This window comes from Nodosilinea sp. LEGE 07088, from assembly GCF_015207395.1.
Lineage (GTDB): Bacteria > Cyanobacteriota > Cyanobacteriia > Phormidesmidales > Phormidesmidaceae > Nodosilinea.
This window is the reverse complement of sequence record NZ_JADEWX010000105.1, coordinates 1-21140: the sequence shown is the minus strand read 5'-3', so window position 1 is coordinate 21140 and position 21140 is coordinate 1. Positions and strand designations below refer to the sequence as shown.

The 21140-nt window shown below is 57.2% G+C and carries 15 protein-coding genes and 1 tRNA gene; 8 read left to right on the top strand and 8 right to left on the bottom strand.

Annotated features, from left to right (window positions below):
- Positions 1-300 precede the first annotated feature (300 nt).
- The 4 genes from IQ254_RS20065 to IQ254_RS20050 form a co-directional block, all read right to left on the bottom strand.
- Positions 301-374 (bottom strand) — tRNA-Val (locus IQ254_RS20065).
- A gap of 52 nt (positions 375-426) precedes the next feature.
- Complete coding sequence (locus IQ254_RS20060) at positions 427-1638, bottom strand: SpoIID/LytB domain-containing protein (protein ID WP_193967933.1); 1212 nt, start codon at positions 1636-1638, stop codon at positions 427-429.
- A gap of 156 nt (positions 1639-1794) precedes the next feature.
- Positions 1795-3153, bottom strand: coding sequence for an N-acetylmuramoyl-L-alanine amidase (locus IQ254_RS20055; protein ID WP_193967932.1), 1359 nt, complete (start codon positions 3151-3153; stop codon positions 1795-1797).
- A gap of 168 nt (positions 3154-3321) precedes the next feature.
- Entirely contained in the window at positions 3322-3813 is a 492-nt protein-coding gene (locus IQ254_RS20050; RefSeq protein WP_193967937.1) for a GNAT family N-acetyltransferase, read from the bottom strand.
- A gap of 244 nt (positions 3814-4057) precedes the next feature.
- Between IQ254_RS20050 and rmuC the strand changes: the two genes are divergently transcribed.
- From rmuC to ahcY, 3 genes are all read left to right on the top strand, one after another.
- Positions 4058-5575: a DNA recombination protein RmuC gene (gene rmuC, locus IQ254_RS20045; RefSeq protein ID WP_193967931.1), complete on the top strand. Its 1518-nt coding sequence runs from the start codon at positions 4058-4060 to the stop codon at positions 5573-5575.
- A 50-nt stretch (positions 5576-5625) separates the two neighbouring features.
- Complete coding sequence (panB, locus tag IQ254_RS20040) at positions 5626-6414, top strand: 3-methyl-2-oxobutanoate hydroxymethyltransferase (protein WP_193967930.1); 789 nt, start codon at positions 5626-5628, stop codon at positions 6412-6414.
- A 64-nt stretch (positions 6415-6478) separates the two neighbouring features.
- The gene (gene ahcY, locus IQ254_RS20035; RefSeq protein ID WP_193967929.1) at positions 6479-7753 is read left to right on the top strand and encodes an adenosylhomocysteinase; all 1275 of its coding nucleotides are present in this window, start codon (positions 6479-6481) and stop codon (positions 7751-7753) included.
- Positions 7754-7849: 96 nt separating this feature from the next.
- On the opposite strand, the gene IQ254_RS20030 is transcribed toward ahcY, so the two are convergent.
- Entirely contained in the window at positions 7850-10615 is a 2766-nt protein-coding gene (locus IQ254_RS20030; RefSeq protein WP_193967928.1) for an AAA family ATPase, read from the bottom strand.
- Positions 10616-10681: 66 nt separating this feature from the next.
- Positions 10682-13519 (bottom strand): caspase family protein, encoded by a 2838-nt coding sequence (locus tag IQ254_RS20025; protein ID WP_193967927.1) that lies wholly within the window; start codon positions 13517-13519, stop codon positions 10682-10684.
- Positions 13520-14183: 664 nt separating this feature from the next.
- Between IQ254_RS20025 and IQ254_RS20020 the strand changes: the two genes are divergently transcribed.
- Positions 14184-14579 (top strand): 4a-hydroxytetrahydrobiopterin dehydratase, encoded by a 396-nt coding sequence (locus tag IQ254_RS20020; protein WP_228040911.1) that lies wholly within the window; start codon positions 14184-14186, stop codon positions 14577-14579.
- 5 nt (positions 14580-14584) lie between these two features.
- Positions 14585-15229 carry a class I SAM-dependent methyltransferase gene (locus IQ254_RS20015; protein WP_193967926.1) on the top strand — a complete coding sequence of 215 codons (645 nt, stop codon included), beginning with the start codon at positions 14585-14587 and terminating at the stop codon, positions 15227-15229.
- A 9-nt stretch (positions 15230-15238) separates the two neighbouring features.
- Here the strand turns inward: IQ254_RS20015 and IQ254_RS20010 are convergent, their stop codons facing one another.
- Entirely contained in the window at positions 15239-15967 is a 729-nt protein-coding gene (locus IQ254_RS20010) for a DUF456 family protein (protein ID WP_228040910.1), read from the bottom strand.
- 249 nt (positions 15968-16216) lie between these two features.
- Here IQ254_RS20010 and IQ254_RS20005 point away from each other — a divergent pair, with 249 nt between their 5' ends.
- Together IQ254_RS20005 and IQ254_RS20000 are read left to right on the top strand one after the other, a co-directional pair.
- Positions 16217-17071, top strand: a complete 855-nt coding sequence (locus tag IQ254_RS20005; RefSeq protein WP_228040909.1) for a DMT family transporter — start codon at positions 16217-16219, stop codon at positions 17069-17071.
- Positions 17072-17313: 242 nt separating this feature from the next.
- Complete coding sequence (locus IQ254_RS20000) at positions 17314-19431, top strand: serine/threonine-protein kinase (RefSeq protein ID WP_193967925.1); 2118 nt, start codon at positions 17314-17316, stop codon at positions 19429-19431.
- On the opposite strand, the gene IQ254_RS19995 is transcribed toward IQ254_RS20000, so the two are convergent.
- Positions 19421-20236 carry a cyanophycinase gene (locus IQ254_RS19995; protein ID WP_193967924.1) on the bottom strand — a complete coding sequence of 272 codons (816 nt, stop codon included), beginning with the start codon at positions 20234-20236 and terminating at the stop codon, positions 19421-19423. The two genes, IQ254_RS20000 and IQ254_RS19995, sit on opposite strands and share 11 nt — an antisense overlap.
- Before the next feature lie 106 nt (positions 20237-20342).
- On the opposite strand from IQ254_RS19995, the gene trmD reads away from it, so the two are divergent.
- Positions 20343-21068 (top strand): tRNA (guanosine(37)-N1)-methyltransferase TrmD, encoded by a 726-nt coding sequence (gene trmD / locus IQ254_RS19990; protein ID WP_193967923.1) that lies wholly within the window; start codon positions 20343-20345, stop codon positions 21066-21068.
- Positions 21069-21140: the final 72 nt, after the last annotated feature.

Sequence of the window (21140 nt, the reverse complement as noted above, 5' to 3'; positions counted from 1 at the left end):
ACCAGTGACTAATCGGTTTTAGCTGTCAGAGCACCTCAGCAGTCTATAAGCCCTAAACGTGAGAGAGCCTGGTTATAGGGTTTCTTTCAGGTTTATCGAACAGCGTCGCTGTTCGTGAAGGGCTCAAGTGAAACTTCACCCTTAGGAGTTCTAGGCATTTTGGGTACCCATTCTGTACCCATTGAAGCGCTAAAACCCTGATTGTTCCGTTTAAATCCGTTAAGTCTGTACCTATTATTAGATGCGATCGCACCCAGGAAGCGATCGCTAAATGCCTTAAAACGTAGGCTTTTCAAGGAATGGACGTAACTGGACTCGAACCAGTGACCCCCACGATGTCAACGTGGTGCTCTAACCAACTGAGCTATACGTCCGCACAGACAATGAAAGTAGCACATTGTCGATCGCGATCGCAACCAAACTCAACTACAGCAACGGCACGGCCTGTAGCCCAGGCGCTGCGAGCGCGCGCTCCTGTTTTTGGAGGGCGGTCAGACGCAGGTTAGACAGCACCGAACCCTGGTAATAGTAAGCCAAGATCTGCTGGTACGAGTAGCCCCGGCCCGCCAGCGCTCGCGCCCCCCACTGGCTCATCCCTAGACCATGGCCATAGCCGCGCCCATCTACGCGAATGGTGTCGCCCGCCACGCTGACAGAACCCAATGTGCTGCGCAGGCCCAGCGCAGCACGCAATTCGGTACCAGTTAATACGCGGGTGCCTGCAGTACCCTGGAGTCGAATCGAGACAATGCGGCCTCGGGGGGTGGCGCGTTCGGTAGTGACGGCCTGTAGGCGACCAATGCCCGGAATGCGCTGGCTAAACTGCTCTGCCGAGAAGGTTTCAGACCAGCGAAACACCGGAGCCTCCTGATCAAAATCGGCGACACCCCGCAGGTAGGGGGTGGGGCGCTGCCAGATATCCTCGGAGTTTTCGGTATAGCCCCCCGAAGACGAATGAAACACCGCCTCAATCACACTCCCGCCGTAGGTCAGTACCTGGCCCTGGGTAGCGTTGACGGCGGCCTGCACCGAGGTGGCTTCCCCTGCCATGCCCCGGTAGACTTGACTGGCGGTGGTGCTGTCTACGTCAAATAGTTGACCCTGGGTGCGATCGCGGCGATACAACGCATAGGATCGCGCCGCTACCGCCTGGGCCTTGAGCGCTTCCTGGGGCCAGCTGGCGGGCATTTCGCCCCCCACGACGCCATAGAGATAGGCTTCTAGATCCACCCAGTTGACGGCTGTAACTTTGCCCTCCACGGGCATCACCAGCACCCGGCCCCGATACCAGCTGTCGTTAATAAACACATAACCGCCCCCAGTCGGCTCCACCCAAAAAGCCTGGCTGCGCCAGTCGGCCAGGCGCACACCGCCGCCATCGGGGCTCACCACCACCGATCGCCCCTGGGGAATCTGGCCCACTCCCTGACCCGCCTGGTTTTTGACCACCGCTGGGGTCGAGCTACCGACGGTGACCTGGCTGAGGCGATCGCCAATAGCCACCCGCATTTCGACCATCGCCTGGGCCGGTAGGGCCACCAACCACCACAGTACCGACAGACTCAAGCTGTACTTGAGGTAGACCAAAGCCCGGCTGGCCCGCAGCCCAAACCCGAGGGGTTGACGCAGTAAAGTCATCGCTTAACGCATATTCTAGAAGAACGTATTTCGGAACCCAGAAGCGCCTTTCACGGTATCACCGATAGCGGAGTCCGGCACACCAAGTTCCATTGTTAATCTATGACAGCCACCATCAATCCAAGTTGCGACTTCCAGGACAGTCCATTAGGTGGCCTACAGTAGCCCTGCCGATTCATACAATCGTCGCATGAAGGCCCCTATTTTGCGACCATACTCGGGGTCAGCATTCCACCGGCCTGTGAGCTGGCTCACCAGCGGCGCCACCCCGCGCACCACAAACCCAAACCGGGGGTCAACCTGACGCTGCACCAGCGGGTCGAGGCTGGCGTAGGCCTTGAGGTGTTGAACCTGGGCTCGCACCCCCACCCGCGCACTGGGGAACGAAGCCCCCTCAATGCCGCCCGTAGGCGACCCAATGCCGCCGAAGTTGTTAGACCCTGGGCTGAGACTACCGCCCCAGTTGAGGGAGTTGGTTTCGACCAGCATTTGGCAAAAGGCAATGTCGTGATTGCTGCCCTCAATGGCGGCTTCTTCCCGGTAGAGCTTGGGCAAGTCGCGGTAGGTATTGGCAGCGGCTGGGTTGACGCTTTGCAGAAACAAGGTGAGCTGTGTCTCTGAGGTACTGCCAATGCCCATAATCCGATCCATCGAGCCGGGGCAAAACTGCATGCCCGAGCGCGATCGCAGCCGCAACGTGCGACTGGCCGCCTCCCAAGACACCGACACATTGTAATTTTGCAAATCCACCGCTTTGATATAGACCACGTTGGCATAGCGAATGCGGGTGATATTGGGGGAGGAGGTGGCATCTACCCCCAGCAGGTCAGCGATATCAATGGGGACGTAGGAGTTGCTGTTGTAGATAATGCCGGTCTCAGGATATATACCGCCGTTGAGATTGATCCGAATCTCGGGCAGGTTGCCCCCGGGTTCGGGCATGGGAATCTTGGCCACCGCCCGACTCCAGGAGGCCAACCCATCGGCAATACCCAGGGCCACATCGCGCCGCTGCTGTTGGATAATGGCTAGATCCTGGGCATTGGTCAGATGGCCAACTTCCATCAGCAGAGAGGGGCAGCCTAGATTGCGGCAAAAGGGCAGCTGGCCCGTGGGCGAGTCAGTGTCGGGCTTGACGCCACGGCTAATCAGCTGAGGAGCCCGCCGGAGCAGGGCCAGCACCACCAGCTCAGCGTGGGTGCGGCGGACGTCGTTTTTGGCAATGTAAAATACCGTTGAGCCCCGTAACGTCGGGTCAACGGAAGAGGCCCCGTGGATCTCTAAGGCTACGTCTTGGGGACGGCAGCGGGCGTTGATCCAGGCCAGGGTTTGGGCAGCACTGAGGTCGTCGGGCACCCACAGCACGGCAAAGCTGCGCGATCGCAGTTCTGCCACCACCAGGTCGCGAATCTGAATCATTTCTTCCGCTTCGGTGGTGTTGGGCAGCACCACCCCGGGATCTGTGACGCCACTTTCTAGACCACCGTGACCCGCCGAAATAAATATCTGTGCCATTCTGAACCGGTTTTAGACTCCCTGGCCAGAATCATACCTGTGAACGGAGGAATTGGATGGGGGGTAAGGGGGTGGATGGGTCAGGGAGTAGATGGGGAAGATAGGAAGAAGTAGATCAGAAACACGCTCCCACTCATCCACCCTCCCACTCATCCACCCTCCCACTCCTTACAACAACCGAAACGCCTCCAACGCCTCCCCCGTCACCCGGCAGATCTGCCACTCGGGCTTAATCTCGGCCCCCATGCTTTCGTAAAATGCGATCGCAGGGGTGTTCCAGTCGAGCACGCTCCACTCAAATCGGCCACAGCCGCGCTCTAGCGCCAGCTTGCCCAGGGACACCAGCAGGGCTTTGCCAATGCCCTGGCGGCGGTAGTCGGGGTAAACAAACAGGTCTTCGAGATAGATGCCCGGCTTCATTAGAAAGGTCGAAAAATTATAAAAAAACAGGGCCATGCCTGCGGGTTTGCCGTCTACCCAGGCCAGCAGGGCTTCGGCGTAGGGGCGATCGCCAAACAGAGCAGCGCTCAAGTCTTCGGCGCTACCGGTGACTTCGTGGGCCAGCTTTTCGTAGTCGGCCAAAGCTTTAATTAGATTCACTAGGATGGGCACATCGCTGGGGGTGGCAGGGCGAATCTCTACGCTGGGGCGATCGGTCATGGTAGTCATAGGCTCTCTTTCAGACTGTAGGGCAGGCTCGATAGCAGTATGAACTGAGTCAGGTGGCGGGGTCATAGGTGCCGCCCATAAATCACCACAATTGGATGCATCCGGGCAGCCGCCCGGCCCAACGAGCAGGATGCGCCAATCGGCGGCAAAGTACCCAGTCTCCGTGTAGTATACGTGTACCTTAGCGCTCTGAAATCCTCAGGGCTGCGGGTGTAGGCCCAACCAGGAGAGCAGGATGCCAGCGGTCATCAGCATTGTTTTAGGGCTGGTTTTGGGAATTGGCGTCGCGGAGTTGCTGTTTGCCAGCCGTCTGCAAACCCTGAGGGAGCGGGCCAAAGCCGATCTGGCGGGCGATCGCGCCAGCCTGATCGAGCGACTACACCACAAAGCCCAGCACATCGAAGAACTGCGGGCCATCAGCCGCGATCTCCAGGGCCAGCTCGACTACAGCCGCCACGAGCTGCGCGACGAGGCCGCCCGTCGGGCTTCCGCCGAGGCTCAGCTGGGGCGGCTGGGGGAGTTGGAGCAGGCGCTGGGCGATCGCGCCACCCACCTGGCCCAAACCCAGCAGGAAAATTCGCTGCTGCGGGCCAAGCTAGCGGAGCTGCACACCCAGCTCACCCACGCCCACACGGCCACCCAAGAAAAAGTCGCCCTGCTCGACCAGGCCCAGCAGCGGCTGGCCCACACCTTTCAGGCGCTCTCTGCTGACGCGCTCCAGCGCAACAACCAATCGTTTCTAGAGCTGGCCCAGGCGACGCTGGCGAGCTTTCAGACCCAGGCGGAGGGGAACCTGAATCTGCGGCAGCAGGCGATTGACTCGCTGGTTGGCCCGCTGCGAGATTCTTTAGAAAAAGTGGATAGCAAGCTGCAAGCGCTGGAGCGCGATCGCGTCTCGGCCTACGCCAGCCTCACCGAGCAGGTCAAATCGCTGGCCATCAGCCAAAACCAGCTCCAGGGCGAAACCGCCAATCTGGTCAAGGCCCTGCGTGCTCCCGCCGTACGGGGCCGCTGGGGCGAAATGCAGCTCCGCCGCGTGGTCGAAATGGCGGGCATGATCGAATACTGCGACTTTGTAGAGCAGCCCACAGTGGAGGCCGAGGGCGGGCGGCTGCGCCCTGACATGGTGATTAAGCTGCCCAACGGACGGCAGATTATAGTCGATTCAAAAGCGCCGCTACAGGGGTATTTGGAGTCTCTGGAAGCTCCTGATGAAGGAACTCGGCGCGATCGCCTGCAGGCCCACGCCCGCCAGGTGCGCACCCATCTCACCCAGCTCGGGGCCAAGGCCTACTGGGATCAGTTTGAGGAATCGCCCGAGTTTGCGGTGCTGTTTTTGCCCGGTGAGACCTTCTTTAGCGCTGCTCTGGAACACGACCCCCAGCTGATCGAATACGGCGTTAGCCAGAGCGTGATTTTGGCCACACCGACGACGCTGATTGCGCTGCTGAAGGCGATCGCCTACGGTTGGCGGCACGAAAAAATGGCCGAAAACGCCCAGATGGTCAGCGCCCTGGGCCGCGAGCTATACGATCGCATGGCCGTGCTCACCAACCACATGGTGAAGCTGCGCCGGGGGCTCGATGCTGCGGTGAAAGCTTTTAACCAGACAGCGGGCTGTTTGGAGAGCCGGGTGCTGGTGACGACGCGCAAGTTTAAGGAGCTGGGGGCCGCCAGTGGAGATGATATTGAACCGCTGGAAGGGTGCGATCGCATGCCCCGCCGCCTGGATGATGAACCCGGTGACACTTAGGCCATGGAGGTTTGCTATTCTGGCAACTACACCCCTCCCCAGGCGCAGCCATGGCCGTTAGCGTTAACCAAATTTTGCGGTGGAAGCAAACCGGTGCCCCGGCCCAGCCCATTGCCGTGCTCACCGCTTGGGATGTAATATCGGCGCGGATTGTAGACCAGGCGGGGGCCGACATTGTATTGGTGGGTGACTCGTTAGCGATGGTGGCTTTGGGCTACGACACTACCCTGCCGCTGACCCTAGAGGACATGCTGATTTGTGCCAAAGCGGTGCGGCGGGGGGTAACCAATGCTCTGCTGGTGGTCGATCTGCCCTTTCTCAGTTATCAGGCCAGTTTAGAAGACGCCATTCGCGCCGCTGGCTGCATGCTCAAAGAAGCGGGTGCTCAGGCGGTGAAGCTAGAGGGCGGTCACGAGGCGGTGGTGGACACGGTGCATCGTTTGGTGCAGTGGGGCATTCCCGTGATGGGGCACGTGGGCCTGACGCCGCAGTCGGTGAACCAGTTTGGCGGCTTTCGCAAGCAGGGCAAGACCACAGCCGATCGCGATCGCATTCTGGCCGAGGCCCAGGCGTTAGAGCAGGCTGGCGCTTTTGCCATTGTGTTAGAGCATATCCCCACCGAGCTGGCCCGGGATATTACCAAGGCGCTGAAGATTCCCACCATCGGCATTGGGGCCGGCATCCACTGCGATGGCCAAGTGCTGGTGACTGCCGATGTTTTAGGGCTTTCGGATTGGCAACCGCCCTTTGTAAAGGTATACGCTAACCTCAAGCAGCAGTCTGTGAAGGCCGCGCAGGAGTTTTGTCGCGATGTGCGATCGGGGCAATACCCGGCCTAAAATTCCGTTAAGCTAAACAAGCTGGCCATTGACACTATTGATCTATTACGGTTGATCCCAAGCTATGACCACATCTCTCCAGTTTAAGTACGACGTTAAAGATATTTCTCTAGCGACCCAGGGCAAACAGCGAATTGAATGGGCCGGGCGTGAAATGCCTGTGCTGCGTCAAATTCAAGACCGTTTCACTCAAGAAAAACCCCTGGCTGGCATCCGTATCTCGGCCTGTTGTCACGTAACGACTGAAACGGCACACCTTGCGATCGCCCTCAAGCAGGGTGGTGCCGACTCGATTTTAATTGCCAGTAACCCCCTGTCTACCCAGGATGACGTAGCCGCCAGCCTAGTGGCTGATTACGGCATTCCCGTTTTTGCACGGCGGGGCGAAGACAGCGCCACCTACCATAGCCACGTTGAAACGGCCCTCGATCACCGCCCCAATATTATTATCGATGACGGCAGCGACGTAGTGGCCACTCTAGTCAAAGAGCGCCAGGCGCAGCTTTCCGAAATCATCGGTACCACTGAAGAAACGACGACCGGTATTGTACGCCTCAAGGCTATGTTCAACGATGGGGTGCTCAGCTTCCCCGCCATGAACGTCAACGACGCCGATACTAAGCACTTCTTTGACAACCGCTACGGCACCGGCCAGTCGACCCTCGACGGCATCATTCGCGCTACCAACATGCTGCTGGCAGGCAAAACCATTGTGGTTTCAGGCTACGGCTGGTGCGGCAAAGGCACCGCCATGCGAGCTAAAGGTATGGGTGCCAACGTCATCGTTACCGAAATTGATCCGGTACGGGCGATCGAAGCTGTGATGGATGGCTTCCGGGTCATGCCCATGGGGCAGGCTGCTCCGGTAGGCGATCTATTCATTACGGTTACCGGCAATAAGCACGTCATTCGCCGTGAGCACTTCGAGGCCATGAAAGATGGTGCGATGGTGTGCAACTCTGGTCACTTCGATATTGAAATCGACCTAGAGTCTTTGGGTGAGATGGCCAGCGAAGTCAAGCAGGTACGCAACTTTACCCAGCAGTACATGCTGCGCAACGGTAAGTCGGTGATCGTGTTGGGTGAGGGTCGTCTCGTCAACCTAGCCGCCGCCGAGGGGCACCCCAGTGCTGTTATGGATATGAGCTTTGCTAACCAGGCCATGGCCTGCGAATACCTGGTGAAGAACAAGGGCTCTCTGACGCCTGGTCTGCACTCTATCCCTGAAGCCGTTGATAAAGAGATTGCCCGTCTGAAGCTAGTGGCTATGGGCATCGAGGTTGATAGCCTCACCCCCGAGCAGGAAATTTATATCAACTCCTGGACCGTGGGCACCTAGACGGCTAGAGTCAGGGCTGAGCCGCCTAGATGGTTGGGGCTAACCGTCGCGTCTGACTTGACCATCTGGCTCAGCTCTAAAACGTCCTGGTCAGAGCTAATCGGCCTCTCGCTCTACCAAAATGACATTTTCGGTGAGCTGCTCAAAGGTATCGTCGTGGCTAATCACAAAGAGCTGCTGAAAGGTTTTGATGCGGCCAATGGCCTCAGCTAGGCCCTGGCGGCGAGCGCGATCTAGATTGGTTGTGGGCTCATCGAAGAAGGCAATATCCACGTCGGCCAGCACCTTGAGTAGGGCCAGCCGCACGGCCAGGGCAGCACACATCTGTTCACCCCCAGATAAATTGACAAATCGTCGCTGATTGGGGCCCTCCTGCACCAAAATTTCGTAGTCTCGGGTCCATTGCAAGGCTACGTTGGGGCGGTTGAGCAAGTCTCTAAACAGTCGATCGGCCTGGTGAGAAATGCTGCGTACATATTGTTCAGTAATGCGTGGCCCGGCCTCGTTGTAAGCTCTGCGGGCAAAGTTAATAAACCGTTTGGCTTTTTCTTTAGCCTGAAGCTGGTGCTGAGCCTCGTCACGGCGCTGGGCAATGGCTTCTAGCCCAGTAATTTGCTGGTTGAGGTCGCTCAAGCGCTGCTGCTGCTGGGGCAGGCTGCCAGCTAGCTGATCGGCCTCAGATTGGGTGGCGTTGTAGGTGGTTTCTAGGGCGGCGGCGGCGGCCGGGTCAAAGCTGGCCAAGGCCGTTTGTAAGGCTTGTTCGAGGGTTTGCTGTTGCTGCTGTAACGTGGCTAGCTCGGCGGTGGCGGTGGTCAGCTCAGCTTGTAACGGGCTGTGTTGGTTGGCTAGTTGCTGGTTTTGCAAATAGATGTTGTAGCCAGTTTGGTGCAACGTGCGATCGCGCTGTAACTGGGCTAGTTGCTGGTCTAAATCAGCGTAGCGCTTGAGACGGGTCGAGAGCGCCTCGATCTGCTGATTGAGATCGTTGAGATCGGCGGCCTGGGAGGCATGGGTCTGCTCGACTCGGCTTTTGTCTTGCAGAGTGCGCTGCAAAATCTGGCTTTTCTCGCGCGGTCTTCCGAGGGCTTCGAGTTCTTGATCGATCGAGGCAATGGCGGCCTCGGTGGTGGTCTGAGTGGCTATCTGCTGGGCCAAATCGTCTAGCTGCGCAGCCAGGGTGGCCTGGGTCTGCTGGGTTGTCTGGATTTGGGTCACAACCCCGTCTAATTGATCGATCTCAGCCCGCCAGCGGTAGCGCTGTTTGAGATCGGCTTCAACGGTCTTTAGCGTCGTTTTGAGCTCGGCTACATCGGTCTGGTGAGCGAGGTCACGGAGAATGTCTTCTAGATCGGTTACCAGGGCATCATGTAGGGCTGAAGTGCTGCGGAGAGATTGCTCTAGCCGATCTAGGAGTGGGTTAGACAGGAGGGGCAAGCTAGCGGCTTGGGTCGCCAACTCCGCTAGCATGGCGTCAACCTCTGCCTGTTGAGCTTGGCCTTGCTGCCGACTCGTGGTCACCAGGGTGCTGAGTTCAGCTTCAAATTGACGCGCGGCGGCGATGCGACTCAACTGCTGCTGAGTCCGGTTGCGCTGATCTTCTAACCCTGAAATTTCTTCCACACTGGGCTGTAAAGCGATTAAGCGATCGCGGGTTTTAGTAGCCTCTGCCAGCTGTTGAGCTAGCTGCTCAAGTTGAGCTCGGCTCTGCTGCTGCTGCATGCGGCACCGCTGGTAGTGCTCTATCTGCTGCTGGAGCTGCTGTCGCTGGCTCTCCAGCTGCTCTTGGGTGGTGATGAGAGATTGCAGGTGAGCTAGATCGCGCTCAATCGCCACAAACGACTCTAGCTGAGTTTGCCAGCGTGCCAGGTCTACTTGTTTTTGGCTCTGGGTTGCCTGTAGGGTTTGCAGTTCGGTCTGCCATTGCTGCCGCTGTTGTTGCTGTTGGCCCAAGACCTGGAGCGTTTGCTCAGTAGCTTGGTAGCTCTCATAGGCAGCTCGATGGGTTTGGCAGAGCCCGATGGCCTGTTCAGCCTGCTGCACCGACCGCTGAAGCTGGGCAATGCCTGCCTGTTTGCCCTCTAGCTGATGGGTTAACCCCTGCCGTTCGGCGGTTAGGGTTTGAACCTGCTGGGCTTGGGTTCTGAGAGCGTCGCGCTGTCGGGCCAGCTGGGCCAGAGCAGTCTCTATCTCCCGCAGCCGGGTTTTGCTGGTGGCAATGGCCTGTACGAGCAGCTGCTGCCGCTCTTGTAAGTCTGGCCAAATCGTCAGCGAGTCGTCGTATTGAGCAATTTGTATCTTGGTGGTTTCTACCTGGTCTTCGGCATAGCGACGCAGGGCATTCATCTGCTTAAAGGCCAGCTTATAGTCTTCGACCTTGAGAATGGCGTCAAAAACCGTCTTGCGCTGCTCGGCGGGCTGCAAAAAGTCTGCGGTAAAGGTGCCCTGGGGTACCCCTAAGGTGCGGGCAAACAGCTGAGGGAGGTTGGTGCCAGCACCCACTCCGAGATGCTGCCGCAGCCAGGGCAGCACTTCATCTTTGATGCGGGTATAAGGTAGGCGCTCGTTGAGCTGCGGGTCAAATAGCGTATACCCCCGCTGGGTGCAGCGCTGTACTCGATAGGTGCGGCTGTCGTAGTTGGAGGTAAACGCTACGGTCACCTGGGCACTGCCACTGCCGTTGCGAATTAAATCTTCCTTGGCGTAGTCACCCTGATAGTTAAACAGTACCCAGGCGATGGCCTCTAAAATGCTGGTTTTGCCCGCCCCGTTTTCGCCACAAATGGCATTGGTACCGGGCTGAAACTCAAAGTAGCGATCGCGGTGGGTCTTAAAGTTTTGCAGCGCCACCGACAAAATTTGCATGCTCTAGTCCATCGCGCAAATCACCCAACCTAGGATAGCTTTTTCAGACTGGGCTAAGCAGGCTGCCTATGGATTTTTGGCAGCAGAGGAGGTAAAACACACTGGCTCGGGCCCAGATTGGGTGCACCAAATTTGAACCACCATCGATGGATCGTCGGGAGATATCCACCACGACTCTAGTTTTACCATCTGGTTGGCGGGGGGTAGAGCCATTCCCTGGCTGCTCAGCTTTGGCATCGGCGTGGTCAGCACAGGGTTGGCTGGCACGGGTGGTAGCGTAGCTGTCTGGGCTGCAAGTGCCTGGTACCCCTCGATTGAGCGAGTCAGAATAGTCTCTAACTGCGGAGCGGTAGCCTGGTGCGGCTGAGCTGGGTGAGTTGGCCTGGCCCCAGCCGGTAACGGAATTAAATCGGTACGCACAACGGCTATCTGGGGCGATCCCATAGTCAGATCCGGCGGCTGTTCTTCGGCGGCGGCGGGTAGGAGCTCAAAGGCTGCGGTTACATCATCAACCCCTGCGGCTGAGTTTGTAGGTAGGCTTGTGTCATGGGCCGTCGGTGATAGGTGACTGTGGCTATAGGCAGTCACCATCCCTGTGGCCATGCTCAACGGAATCAGCAATCGCACCAGATGGCGCTGACGACAACTGCGACGGCTGTGGCGATCGCAGGCCTCTAGATAGTGTTGGGCCAGCACCGAGAGCTGATCGGGATGCTCTTGACGAAAGGCTTTGGCTTCGTTCAGACGAGTTTTGGTCAAAAAGTAATCGGCATGATTGGGCTGCTGCTCTTGGTGCCACTCCTGAGCCGCGACCTCAATCGCTCTCTGTTGCCGAATCTTAGGCCCCTGGGCTTGCACCCACTGCTGCAGGAGGGGCCAGTTGCGGAGTAGCGCTTCATGGGCAAGGTCGAAGTAGGGGTAGCCTGGCGCCATAGATGGGTGGGTGGCAAGCAGGCTGCTAGTTATGAGAGGGGTCTCCTCCTCAACCGGGGTTGATGCCCAGCCTGGTACAGCAACCAAGCCCTGATTTTCAAAGTGGTCGATCATCGGCCCCTGGGCGACTATTAGGCGCTTGGCAATCAGCCGATTAAGCAGATTGACTACGGCGTCTGCGGCTATAGTCGCGGTGATCAGCTCGCTCAGCATGAGCGGACGACGGGTAAGGGTAGCCCCTTCGCCTAGGTCGCAGAGACCCAGAAAAATGCGCTTGGCAATGGTTTGTTCACTGCTGGAGAGGCTTTCGTACAGGTCATTGGCTCGGCGGTTGAGCAAATGGCGAATACCCCCCATCTCGGCGTAGGCCGCCAGAGTCAAGCTGGGGGCTTCATGACTGGTGGCGTTAACCTCCCGGCGCGACCAAAGTTCTTTAAGCGTGAGCTGTAACAGGGCTAGATCAGCGGGAGCGCTGACAACGTCGAGCAAAAGGGTATAGACCAGGTTGGCATCATAACGATACCCCAGCTTATCTAGGGGGCCAACAATGGTGGCTTTGAGTTGGTTATAGGTCATGGCAGGCATGGCCAGGCTGTGTTCTAAAACCAGCGCTTGCAACTGGGGAAACCGGGCCAGGTCGTCACTGTGGTAGGTGCCTAGCCCCAGCACTATATGGAGAGGCAGATGGGGCTGCTGAATCGCGGTCAGTAGGCAGTCAATGATCAGGGTGCGATCGCGCTCTGCCACGAGACCAGGCCTGAGCACTGTCTCAAACTGGTCAAGAATGAGCACCCAAGGCGCCGCACTCGCTCTTGCCTGTACCAGTTGGCAAAAGCCCTCTGGGCCCTGCTGCAAAAAAGACTCGGCTTGTCGGAGTTGCTCGGCCCGCTGCAAACCGCTGGCTTTGGCCTCAACAAATACCTCCGCCAGGTTCGTCAAGGGGGTCTCCCCAAACGATAAGTAATGGACTTGCCAGGGGCTAGGATCGTCAGCCTGGTTAACGCTAGGCATGAGCCCGGCCTGCAAGAGCGAGGTTTTGCCAGTCCCTGAGCCCCCTACTAGGGCACATAGGCGAGATCTGCGGACACGGCTGACTAAGGTTTGCGTGACCTCTTCGCGACCAAAGAAGAACTCCCCCTGGGCGGCTGAAAAGGCAGCTTCGCCAGGGAACGGACAAAACCCGTGGCGTAACTTTTGTAGTCGCTCCAGTAGGGAAGGCGTTGTGGCTGTCTGGGCTGAGGTAGTCAACCCGGCCATGCGGGTCAGCACAATCTCGCCGCCCGAGCTTTCAAACAAGGGCTGCTGCAACTCCCCCTTGAGTTCGCGGTTGACGGCATCAGTCAACGAGTGACCGTTGACAACGCCCCCCTTGACCTTATAAGGGTTGAGCCCTGACAGCAGCGCTTGGGTAAACACGCTGTGCTTGCTGTCTAGTGACTCGTAAGCCGATTCGTATTCGCGAGCTGCCGCCATAAAGAGGCGATCGGTACCAGCATGGGCACCCGGATCGGCCTCTAGCATATTAAAAAATTCGCCGCTGTTGCAGCAGTCGAGTAAGATCACTCGCTGACGTACCGGGCTCTCTTGCAGCAGTCGTCGTAGCCAGTGCAGCGATAACCCATAATGCCCCGCTGCTGGGTTAGCGTCAGTAGTCGCTAGATACCCTTCTTGAATGCCGGCCTGCCGCTGCAAGCCATGGCCTGAGTAGTAGAAGATAGCCGTCTGAGGAATGGTTTTGCCCGATGGTTTGAAAAGCTTGATTAGGGCTGATTCAAGGATAGAAGTGGTAACCGCGCCCTTGGCACTAATCGCTGGTTTTTGATGGGTAATAACCTCTGGCAACCGCACCACGCGGCACTCACCAAAACCTTCTAAACAACGGGCCACCGATTCGGCATCTTCTGCCGACGCCCGCAAGCTAGGCAGGTGTTGATAAGTGTTTATTCCGACAACAAGCGCATCCCGTGACATTTTTCCTTACACCCTGGTTTGGCATTTTTTAAATCTGGCTGACCGGCCAATAGTATTGGGAACATTGCAACTTTAGCCATTGATTTCCGGTGAGGCTTTCAATTATTCAGCCTTAAAAAGGCAATCGAAACTCGCCCAAATTCATTGTCCACACATCAACGGGTTCAGTTTAGCGAAGCATGTAAAAACTCTTAAGAGGGGTTAGACCCCCAAGAAAATGCTTGACCTGACTCTCAATATTCTTCAAAGTAAAATATCTACGTAAAAGCACGTAAGTATTTCTGTTTCACGGTGCTTTACGGCTTATTTAAGCAGGGAAAACTATGATAGATGGCAGGTTTAGATAGGGTTTATGGCTTTATAGCTGTGAAAATTTCCGTAATTTCTCAGAAGTAATTTTGTACTTAGGCAGAATGGCTGATTGAGAAATGTGCTTCCGGACTTGGGGCTTTACTCAGGCGTTTTACTCATTTTGAGGGCATGTCTCAGCTGTTTTAAGATTGGGCTTGGCGTGGACTGGTTATTGCAGGATTGGCCCGTTGATTTATCTTTTGTGTGAGTTCTAGGATATGATAAAACACTACTCCGCTACCCGTAGATCGATGCTGGACGCTTGTACTCTAGATGTAGAGTGTGTGATGAGTGACGTGGAGGGGGTAGCCTGATGACCTGGATGTGTAGCGTTGGCGCTAGAGCGTTTAGCTGCCGATGGGATGGTGGCTATGGTTTGGCGCGGCTGGGGCTGTGGGGGCTGTCGCTGTCGCCTGCTATGGTGATGGCGGTAGAACCTGTCTTACCCCCAGAGTGGTTCTATGGCGATGATGGCTTAGTCACGGTATGTCAGTTTGACGACTTCGCCGCCACCGTGGAATTTGTTGGCCAGTTGGTAGAACCCGCTGACCGACTGGGCCATCACCCCGATCTGGCCATTGCCTATAATCGGTTGACTATTCGCCTCACCACCCACGACGTCGGTGGAGTTACAGATTTAGATGTAGCGCTAGCCAAGGAAATTTCGGCTCTTCAGGATGGTCGTTGCCAATCGCCAGCGGAGCCCTAAACCCGATGACATCATCCTCTGCAGACAATAAATGGACGGCGGCGAGCCATGCGTTGGCCTACCTGGCTCGGGCAGACGCTATCCCCCATCGCACTGAAGGTGAAGCTGCACTGCTCGATCAGGTGCCTAGGGCGGCGCATCGTATGCTCGATTTGGGGACGGGCGATGGGCGGCTCTTGGCGCTGTTGAAAATTGACCGCCCAGCTGCTGAGTATGTGGCGCTGGATTTTTCTCCGACGATGTTGCAGGCAGTGGGCGATCGCTTTGGTGATGACCCTGGCGTCACCATTGTGAGCCATGATCTATCGCTACCTCTGCCTAGTCTGGGTAGGTTTGACGTAGTGGTTTCGAGCTTTGCAATTCATCACCTGCCTCACCAGCGCAAACGGTCACTTTACAGCGAAATTTTTGCTGTTCTGCAACCTGGAGGTCTTTTTTGTAACCTGGAACATGTTGCTTCCCCAACGGAGCGGTTGCATCGGCAATTTTTAGCGGCCATCGGCTATTCCCCTGAGGAGGATGATCCGTCTAACCAGCTACTGGATGTTGAGTGCCAACTGCGGTGGCTGCGAGAGATTGGCTTTGAAGACGTAGATTGCTACTGGAAATGGTTGGAAATGGCTCTGTTGGCTGGGATCAGGCCGATCTGAGGGGGGTGCTCAGCTGCCAGGCCAGGTGGTGACCAAAAACACGACTAAACTGACCAGCGCTAAAATACCCTGCAAAATATTGCCGACTAAAGTGCCAACAACAATGGCCATGCCGACCTTGGCCGACTGCTTGATGCGCTGCCAAAGTTTGAGTTCGCGGCGATGCAAAAACTCGCCGATAAACGCGCCTAGGACGGTACCCACCAAAATGCCCAACAGCGGGATACCGGTAGGCAGTAGGGGTAGCAGGCCAAATAGTCCCAAAAACATGCCAATAAAGGCACCGACCTGGCCCCATTGGCTGGCCCCCACTCGTTGGGCACCCAGTACCCCGGCCAGATAGTCGATGGCAAAACTTAAGATCAGGGCTGCGATCGCAACGCCCAAGGTCCACTTCAGCCCAGCAAACCCGACGACTAAACCCCAAACCACGATCGCGCCGACAATGAGAGTGATGCCAGGTAGGGCGGGCACGACAGCCCCGATGACGCCACAAACCATGACCAGTACCAGTAGCCAGTACAGGACGGGGTGCCAAACTGCTGGGGCGGACATGGTGACCGCAATCTGGGATGGTAGAGTCGCAGCCCTGTGACCTGCCTGTATCAGGTAGGTGCCGACGATGCCGATCCAGTGGCTAACCCAGTGGCTGAGTTGCTGATAGAGCTGAACTATGCCCTGGGAAGGAAATGGAGAGGGAGATGGCGGCGAAGCCTGGGCCATAACAAAAAGAGCCATCGGGATACATCCTAGGGAGAGACCTCGGCAGCCGAAAGCAGCGGCATTCATCTCAAACGAACTAAACCGAATCATAGCTAAAACTGAGATCAGAGCAGGGTAGGGCAATCCCATCTATCCAGGGTGGTGATAGCTGGCTATCGATCGCATGGATAGGCCACAGCGGTTAAGGGCGCTAGAGTTAGAAGGTGTTTGCCTGTTTCGTTTAGGAATAGCTTGGTGTCGCCTAATTCTCCGCCATTGAAGCCGTTGCAGACTAGTTTTATACTACCGACCCCGGCCCTGGTGCTGGCTGCGATCGCCTCTACTCAATTGGGTTCAGCTCTGGCTAAAAGCCTGTTTGACCAGGTGGGGCCTTTGGGTATGGTGCTATTGCGGGTAGGCCTGTCGGCGCTGGTGTTAGTGGCCTGGTGTCGCCCCCGCTGGCGCGGGCATTCATCGGGAGATTACCGATTGCTGGTTGCTTTTGGCCTGTCGCTGGCGATCATGAATGCCCTGTTTTACTGTGCGATCGCGCGCATTCCCATTGGCGTGGCGGTGGCGCTAGAGTTTTCTGGCCCGCTCACGGTGGCGCTGTTGACGTCGCGCCGCTGGCTCGACGGGCTGTGGGTGGCCTTGGCCGCGGCGGGCATTGTGCTGCTGTCGCCACTGAATACGCCTGCTTTAGATAGTCTGGGGGTGGTGATGGCGCTGCTGGCCGGGGTGGCCTGGGGCAGCTATATTATCTTGTCGGCTCGCATGGGGCAGGTATTTCACGGCGGAGAAGGGCTGGCCCTATCGATGGCCGTTGGGGCATTGCTGCTGCTGCCGGTGGGCGTACTAGCGGACGGCAGGGCGCTGCTGTCGCCGCAGATTTTACTGCTGGGGTTAGGCGTGGCGCTGTTGGCTTCAACGCTGCCCTACTCCTTAGAGATGGCGGCCCTGCGGCGCATGCCTATCAACGTGTTTGGGGTGTTAATGAGTCTCGAACCGGCGATCGCATCGGCGATTAGCTTTGTCTGGCTGGGTGAAACGCTCACTCCGATGATGATGGGGGCCATTGGCCTGGTCATGGCAGCGGCAGCCGGGGTCTCGCTGTGCCAGCCGGTTCCTAAGGTGCTTTGAGCCATGGGTAAGCCGGTCATGGGTGATTGATTGCTCTGGGCGGCGCGATGGGCTGGATCCACTGCTCAGATGCGCCGTTGGTAATCCCGTTCAAAATGGGCGGCAGGTAGCAGTTGGTGGGTGACAGCCCCTAGGGCCAGAACCTGGGGATAATTTACAAAGAAAGCTGCGTTGCTCAGTTAAACCACCCACGTTCCGTGGAACACTGGAAATCGCACGGGGAATGCATTCTACGGTTGGCTATGAGTCTTTGTATTAATCCGGGTTGCCGCCAGCCTAACCATCCTGACAACGATAGCCATGATGTCTGTGCAGCCTGCGGCACAACGTTGGTGCTGCAAGGTCGCTATCGGGTCATGCGGCTGATTAGCAAAGATAGCGGTTTTGGGCAGGTCTACGAAGCCTACGAGCGCAATGTGCCGAAGATTCTCAAGGTGCTCAAGGCAGGCCACAGCAGTAACGCTAAAGTGGTTGAGCTGTTTCGCCGTGAGGCCCAGGTGCTAAGCCAACTCAACCATCCAGGGGTGCCTAGCGTTGAGGCTGAGGGCTACTTTCTCCACTACCCTGCCGATGGTGCCGAGCCAGTGCACTGTCTGGTGATGGAGAAAATTGATGGGCCTAACCTGCGGCAGTGGATGGTGCAGCAGGGCAATCACCCGATCAGTGAAAAACAGGCAATGTTGTGGCTGGCCCAGCTTACCGACATCCTAGATCTGGTGCACCAGCATAACTACTTCCATCGCGATATCAAGCCGGAAAATATCATGCTGCGTCCGTCGGGGCAACTGGTCTTAGTTGATTTTGGCGCCGCTCGGGAGATGACGCAGACCTACATGGCTAACCTGGGCGACAGCGGTATTACCGCCTTGAGTTCCGCAGGCTATACGCCGCCCGAGCAAGAGCAAGGGCAGGCCGTGCCGCAGTCCGATTTTTATGCCCTAGGCCGCACGCTGATTTACTTAATGACGGCCAAGCTGCCCAATGACCCCGAGATCTATGACTCGCGCACCAATGCGTTTTTGTGGCGCCCCAATGCTCCGCAAATTTCGGCTCCGTTAGCTGACTTAGTTGACGATCTAATTGCCCCGGCGGCCGTCAACCGCCCCCAGACCACAGCGGCGATTTTAGAACATTTAGCCCAGGTGCGATCGCGCCAGATCTCTGGCCTGTCGGGTGCTCACCCGAGCGCCACTCGATCCAACTGGCCGGTCACCACCCTCGATCCCCAAGGTGGCAAACCAGCGCTCCCACCATCGCGGAGCTTTTTGCCTCCCTGGTTCGATCAGCGCCCTTGGCTGTTGGTCGGGCTAACGGGAGTAGCTCTAGCGATTCCCCTGGGGTGGTATGCCATCACCCAGACCAGCCGTCGTTCGGTGACTGAATCAGAGGTAATAGAGTTGGTGCCTCAGATTGAGGTGCAGCCCTTAGGGACCCTATCTGGTCATCAAGCTGACATCCTAGACATGATGCTCTTAAAAGACGGCCACACTCTGGTAACCGCCAGCTCTGATGCGACTATCCGATTTTGGGACTTACAAACAGAGACTGCCTTGCTTGTACTCAGCCAGCACACCAACGCGGTCAAGGCGCTGGCCATGACCACTGACCAAGATATCTTAATTACCGCCGGAGACGATCGCACCCTTCGCTTTTGGGCGATGGCCGACGGTAAACCCCTGGTAACGCTAGTCGACGCTCACCCATTACCGATTAATGCTCTAGAAGTCAGCCACAACGGCAAGTTTTTAATCAGTGCCGACAGTGGTGGCGATATGTATCTATGGGATCTAACCGATCAAACAGGACGGGTAAACCCTCAAACCCTGGTAGAAACCGGGCCTACCCGTAAGCTCCAGGCCGATGGCACCGTGAATGACCTGCTGTTTACCCGCGATGACAGCTACCTCGCCAGCGGCGGCAAAAGCCTGCAACTATGGGATATGAACGATCTGGAACGGGCCATGACGCTGTCAGGTCATGAACCACTGACCTTTATTAATCGGCTGGATATCAGCGATGACAACCGTATGCTGGTGAGCGCATCGAGCGATCAAACGGTGCGGTTGTGGAACCTGGCTGACCAGACTGCTAAAGCAATTCTGAGGGGGCACCAGAGCTACGTTAACGATATTAGAATCGATGGCTCCCAACTGCTCAGCTCTGACGCGGCCCAGACCATTCGCGTTTGGGACTTGCAGAAAAATGCCCATGTTGAAACCTGGACTGGCTTTGACATCGATATTTGGCGATTTGTCATTCAGCCCAATGGCCACATTGTTACTCTCGGTGGTACTGAGCCTGTTGTCAGACTATGGAGTTTGCCCTCTGACACGACGTCTCAACGGCTCCCTAGCGATTAGTCGCAAGTATCTGGCGGTGGTTGATGTCGAATCGATCGCCGTGGGCGAGCAAATGTAGGCCCAGCCCATGGGCGCTGAGGGGGTCAGCAGCCGTGATATCGGGCTCGTTGGTGTGGGTCATGGTACTAGGGTCAACCACGGTGACGACCCCTTTGCCAATCACCTGAAAGCTGCCGTCGCCTTCAAACAGAGCGCAGGTGTCTTCGTCAATACCTAGGCCCAAACGGTTTGGCTGCATGGTCATGGCGCTAATCAACCGGGCCATGCGGTTGCGGTTGTGAAAGTGCTGGTCAACAATCACCTCGGGCACAAAGCCCAGGCCAATGGCCATATCGACAAGGGAGCGATTGGGCGACTCGCCGCTGCCACCCCCAGCGATCATGTGGTGGCCCATGACGGCCGCCCCAGCGCTAGTGCCCGCCAGGGTGATTTCGCCCAGCTGTGCCCGCTGACGAACAATATCGATTAAGGGGGTGTCGGCGAGTAGCCCGCACAGCCGCACCTGATCGCCGCCGGTAATAAAAACGCCAGTACAGGGTTCGATAATGGTTTTCCAGTTGGGGTCTTCGCCCTGGTCGCGATCGCGAATATCCATCACTACCGTATTGGTGACTCCCATGTCGGTAAAAATCTGCTGATAGCGGCCCGAAATCGCCACCGGATCCCTCGACGCGCAGGGAATAATGCCAATGCAGGCGGCGGTACCCCCCGAGCGTTCAAAAAAAGTGTGCAAGATTTCTTTGCCGTGGACTTTATCTTCTGCGCCGCCGATGGCCAGAATAGCGTTGTGCTTAACGAGAGACATGGGCCGCTCAACAAAGGGACGAGAATTGCTACCTAGACTCTATTACTGCATGATAGAGAGCGTTGTAATCAACCCATCAGGTCTTTGGGCCTTAGCAGTCTAGGCTATGACAACCGGCATCCACGGGGCTTCCCATCTGAGAATAGATGTTGTCAGCCTGTTTCCAGACTTTTTTGCCTCTCCCCTGGAGTCAGGGCTGATTGGTAGGGCCCTGGCACGCCAAATTGCAGAAGTTCATCTTACCAATCCTCGGGACTTTACAACGGATAAGCACCATCGGGTTGACGATGAACCCTACGGCGGCGGTGTCGGCATGCTGATGAAGCCCGACCCCATCTTTGCGGCGGTTGAGTCGCTGCCGCAGCGGCCTCAGCGGGAGGTGATTTTGCTCACCCCCCAGGGCGAGCCGATGACCCAAGTCATGTTTAGGGATTTAGCCAGCTGCGAACAGCTGGTGCTGATCTGTGGCCACTATGAAGGAGTCGATGAGCGCGTCGGTCATCTGCTCACCCGTGAGGTCTCCCTCGGAGATTTTGTGCTCACCTGCGGTGAGATTCCGGCCCTGGCTCTGATCAACGGCGTGGTGCGGCTGCTGCCCGGCACCGTGGGCAAGACTGACTCGCTGCGCTACGAGAGCTTTGAGACCCCGCTGTTGGATTACCCGCAGTACACTCGCCCGGCCTCCTTTCGCGGTTGGGAGGTACCAGCGGTGCTGCTGTCGGGCAATCACGCGGCGATTGCTCAGTGGCGCCAACAGCAGCAGGTAGAACGCACTCGCCAGCGGCGACCGGATTTGTATCAGCGGTGGGTGGAGGAAGAGGGTGGGGAGTAGGGAGTAGGGAGTAGGGAGTAGGGAGTAGGGAGTAGGGAGTAGGGAGTAGGGAGCAGGGTGTTAGACGTAGCG

What these genes read in the sequence shown, in the direction of transcription:
- IQ254_RS20020 (WP_228040911.1), top strand. Translation starts at nt 14,184, where the DNA reads ATGACCTGGATGTGTAGCGTTGGCGCTAGAGCGTTTAGCTGCCGATGG.
- IQ254_RS20025 (WP_193967927.1), bottom strand. Translation starts at nt 13,519, where the DNA reads ATGTCACGGGATGCGCTTGTTGTCGGAATAAACACTTATCAACACCTG.
- IQ254_RS19995 (WP_193967924.1), bottom strand. Translation starts at nt 20,236, where the DNA reads ATGTCTCTCGTTAAGCACAACGCTATTCTGGCCATCGGCGGCGCAGAA.
- ahcY (WP_193967929.1), top strand. Translation starts at nt 6,479, where the DNA reads ATGACCACATCTCTCCAGTTTAAGTACGACGTTAAAGATATTTCTCTA.
- IQ254_RS20055 (WP_193967932.1), bottom strand. Translation starts at nt 3,153, where the DNA reads ATGGCACAGATATTTATTTCGGCGGGTCACGGTGGTCTAGAAAGTGGC.
- IQ254_RS20015 (WP_193967926.1), top strand. Translation starts at nt 14,585, where the DNA reads ATGACATCATCCTCTGCAGACAATAAATGGACGGCGGCGAGCCATGCG.
- IQ254_RS20000 (WP_193967925.1), top strand. Translation starts at nt 17,314, where the DNA reads ATGAGTCTTTGTATTAATCCGGGTTGCCGCCAGCCTAACCATCCTGAC.
- IQ254_RS20010 (WP_228040910.1), bottom strand. Translation starts at nt 15,967, where the DNA reads ATGGCTCTTTTTGTTATGGCCCAGGCTTCGCCGCCATCTCCCTCTCCA.
- trmD (WP_193967923.1), top strand. Translation starts at nt 20,343, where the DNA reads ATGACAACCGGCATCCACGGGGCTTCCCATCTGAGAATAGATGTTGTC.
- rmuC (WP_193967931.1), top strand. Translation starts at nt 4,058, where the DNA reads ATGCCAGCGGTCATCAGCATTGTTTTAGGGCTGGTTTTGGGAATTGGC.
- IQ254_RS20050 (WP_193967937.1), bottom strand. Translation starts at nt 3,813, where the DNA reads ATGACCGATCGCCCCAGCGTAGAGATTCGCCCTGCCACCCCCAGCGAT.
- panB (WP_193967930.1), top strand. Translation starts at nt 5,626, where the DNA reads ATGGCCGTTAGCGTTAACCAAATTTTGCGGTGGAAGCAAACCGGTGCC.
- IQ254_RS20060 (WP_193967933.1), bottom strand. Translation starts at nt 1,638, where the DNA reads ATGACTTTACTGCGTCAACCCCTCGGGTTTGGGCTGCGGGCCAGCCGG.
- IQ254_RS20030 (WP_193967928.1), bottom strand. Translation starts at nt 10,615, where the DNA reads ATGCAAATTTTGTCGGTGGCGCTGCAAAACTTTAAGACCCACCGCGAT.